2 protein-coding genes are annotated in these 3,609 nt (G+C 55.3%); both read right to left on the reverse strand.

Annotation, left to right across the window (positions count from 1 at the left end; all coding sequences use genetic code 11):
• Positions 1 to 3,536 (reverse strand): N-6 DNA methylase (locus DW947_RS21210; RefSeq protein WP_119958629.1); only part of this gene is annotated, 3,536 nt, incomplete at its 3' end.
• A partial coding sequence (locus DW947_RS21215; protein WP_119958630.1) for a DUF1896 family protein occupies positions 3,526 to 3,609 on the reverse strand: 84 nt, incomplete at its 5' end. The genes DW947_RS21210 and DW947_RS21215, both read right to left, overlap by 11 nt.

A 3,609-nucleotide genomic window follows, 5' to 3' on the forward strand; every position in this document is an offset into this window, starting at 1 on the left:
ACGTTCTTTCCCTGCTGCCGTAGCACTTCGAGGTTTTCCTCCACCGTGTCAAGCTCTGCTTGCAGGATGCGCTGCTGCAATTCCGGCGACTGCGGTATCTTGCCGAACTGGTCGTGCGACATGATGACGCAATCGTAGTCGTTGTTCTTTATATTATTGAAGAAGCGCACACGGTTGGCGGTCGAAAAGTCCTTCTCCGAAGCGTACAGAATACGTGCGTTGGGATATGCCGCCTGATAGGTGGCTGCAATCTCCGCAACGTTGGCTTTCAGCCCGATAATCATCGGCTTGTGTGCCAAATTCAGACGCTTCATCTCATGCGCGGCGATGCACATTATCAGCGTCTTACCGGTTCCCACCTCGTGGTCGCAAATTCCGCCGCCGTTCTGTTTCAACATCCAGACGCAATCCATCTGTGAGGGATAGACGCTCTTGATACCCCGGCTTGCCAGCCCTTTCAGGTTGAGGTCGGGAAAGGTCTGATGGGAGCCGTCGTAGCGCGGGCGCACGAAACAGTTGAACTTGCGGTTATACATCGTCACAAGCCGCTCCTTGAACTGCGGCGACTGCTCTTCGAGCCATTCGGAGAAGCCGTTTCGTATCTCGTCAATCTTGGCGTTGGCGAGTTGTATTCCCTCGCTGTCGCGCATCTTGATGTCGTTGCCATGCTCGTCCTTGCCGATGGACTTCATCATGTCAGGGCAGGTGTTGTGCAGGGCGTGTTTTAGGAGGTGCATACCGTCATAGTTCCGGTAATACCCCTTCACCAGAAACTCGTCCGTGATTTTCATGGTGCGGTAGCCGCACACCACCGAAAACTCGTCCATGCTTGCGGAATAGGCGATTTTCACCTCCGTGTCGAACAGCCGGCTCATGTAGGCGGCATAGACACCCGTCGGAATCCAGCGTTCCCCGAAATTGAAGTCCAGATCCTCGAAGGCGATGCGCTGCGGCTCGGCATCTTTCAGAGCCTCCAACGCCTGCTTCACCTCCGGCATACGCTCATTTTCGGGATTGTCACCCATCCATGCCTCTATGCGTTCCGCTTTCTCTATGACATTTCCGGCGATGAAACGGTCTTTGATTTCGTAACCGGTCACGAGCGGATTGTAGTAGATGCGCCCTTGCAGGGCAGTGAGCAAATCCTCCGCCGTGCTGTCGGTTATCTCCCGCATATAGTCGAGATTGACCGTACCATATTTGTTGAGCGACGCAGACAGGGCTTCTTCGGGAGAGCCTACGTTGGCATGGCTCTCCACCGCGAAGGAAACAGGATGCTCGAAGATGTCCGCCTTGACGAACTTTCCGTTTTCCATCCGTTCCAGCGAAAGGATGTCGCGCCCGCCCGCATCCATCATCACTAACTTCACGTTCTGCTTGGCGTTGAGGTTGCCGTAGCGCATGACAAACTCATCGTAACAGGTATTCAGATGCTCTCGCCACGGAACATTTGCCTCGCGCCGGAGCGATTCATAACGGTACAGACGCTCGTAGGCGTCACGCAGCGACACATACAACAACGCCTTTTCCTTCTGGTATCCTTTCAGGTCGAGCGGCTGGAATGTCGCCCCGTATGGCGTGATGTCTTTCAGGTAGCCGATGTTATGACGCCCCCGGTCAGCCACCAGCGACCCTTCGCGCAGGTGCATCTCCGGCGTGCGGTGGTAGGCACGCGGAGAAAGGTCCACGACTTCCTCCTTCGGCTTTTCCGCTTCGATGTCGGGGAAAAGGAAAGTCCCCACCGCTTCCGATGGGGTATCTGTAACGGCAGGTGCGGCGACTGCCTCCGGCTGTGTTTCCTCCTGTCGTGGCTGCTCACGGGAAGTTTCCGGCACGGCTTTCACTTCCGTCTTTTCCGCCACTTGTTTCTCGTTATGCTGCCTTGCCAGTTCCCGAAGTTCTTTCCTACGCTCCGGCGTCAAACCCATCATCATTTCATAGAAACCGTTGATGGGAGGATTGGTATCCCAGTCCAGTGTGGCATAGATGTCGTCCGGGTCGGCAGGCTTGGCGGTGTTCTCCGCTTTCACCTCCTTATTCTCCATTGCGGGTTTTGCAGTTGGAGCTGTCGGTGTAACCGTGACTTTCGGTTTGGGCGGAGTGGACTTTGCCGTAACTGCCTTTTTCACCGTCTTTTTCTTTTTGGAGGTTTTCGGTTGGCTGACCTCTTCCGTCATCCCCCAGAGGTCAAGCAGGGTGAGCTGCACGCCTGCGGAATATTGCGGGCGCGGTTCTATCTCCGGCTTTTCATCTGCGGGTTGCGGCTTTTCTGTCGGAGTTTCCACCGTCTGCGCCGAGGATACTGTTTCCAATTTTATGGCAGGACGCTCTACTTTATTTTGAACGGCAACTTTTTCTTCCGTTCCTGCCTGCCGGATTGAACCCGAATACAAGCGCATGGCAAGCCTGTAATGGAAATCCTCGTCGAGCATACGGCGCAAATCCCCGGCGATGCCTGCTGCCTTGCCCTCGTGCAGATAAACCATAGCGGGCTTCCCGTAGGGGTCTGTGTCAAGTTTCGCCATCGTATGCACGATGCGTTCCGGGTGGTGGATGAAATAGGCGTTGTCGGTCAGGGCGGTTTTCGTGTCCGTCTGTATCACGGTCATCAGCCGCTCGTCCTGCGACATTTCCTTCTTGCTGAGGTTCTTTTGCAGGACAATCAGGTCACTGCCCACCTCCGTGCCCGCGTTGTCCGTGAACAGGTTGTTGGGCAGGCGTATCGCGGATACCAGATTGGCCTGACTGAACAGCTCGTTACGCACGGAGGTCTTGGTGCTATTCAATACCCCTTGCGAGGTGATGAACGCCACGATACCGCCGTCACGCACGGCATCCAGTCCTTTGAGAAAGAAATAGTTGTGGATGGTTTTCTGGGCGGAGCGTCTGCCGAAAGAGTCGCTCCGCTGAAACTCCGCGTCGAACACGGCAATGTCACCGAACGGAATGTTGGACACCGCCAAGTCGAAATAATTGTTGAACGGTCTTTCGATTTTCTCAAAACCGCAGGTGCGCATTTTCTGGTCGGGATAGAGATGCCTCAAGATTGTACCCGTGAGCAGATCCTTCTCGAAAGCCATCACATCCGCATTGGGGCTGTGCCGCAGCATGGAATCCACGAACACGCCGACACCTGCCGACGGTTCGAGCATACGGGCGGGGCGGACGCTGTAATCTGCCAGCACGTCCGCGATGGTGTCGGTTATCTCTTTGGGGGTGTAGAAAGCGGTCAGCACGGACGCTTTCAGCGAATCCACAAACCGCTTGTACTCTGTTTCGTCCTTGCTGTTCTCACGGATAAGCCTGTGCAGCTCCACCGTCGGGGCGAACAGTTCGAGGTCGGATTTCGCCCACCGGACGGCATCCGTCAGTTCCTTTGCAGGGTTGAGGATACATTTCAGACCGCCGAAACCGCAGTACCTTTGAAGTATGGCACGCTCTTCGGTTGTCGCTGTCCTATTTTCCCTGTCAAGGATGAATGCCGTCCGTATCGCCTCGATGTTGTCCCGCAGTTTCTGTTTGCGGTTAAACGCCATATTCGTCTAAGTAAAGGACGGTTGCTCCCGTCAGCTCCGTGTAGAGCAGGTCGTAATCGGAAGACAGGGCGAA

It is taken from the genome of Bacteroides sp. AM44-19 (assembly GCF_003603395.1).
Lineage (GTDB): Bacteria > Bacteroidota > Bacteroidia > Bacteroidales > Bacteroidaceae > Bacteroides > Bacteroides uniformis.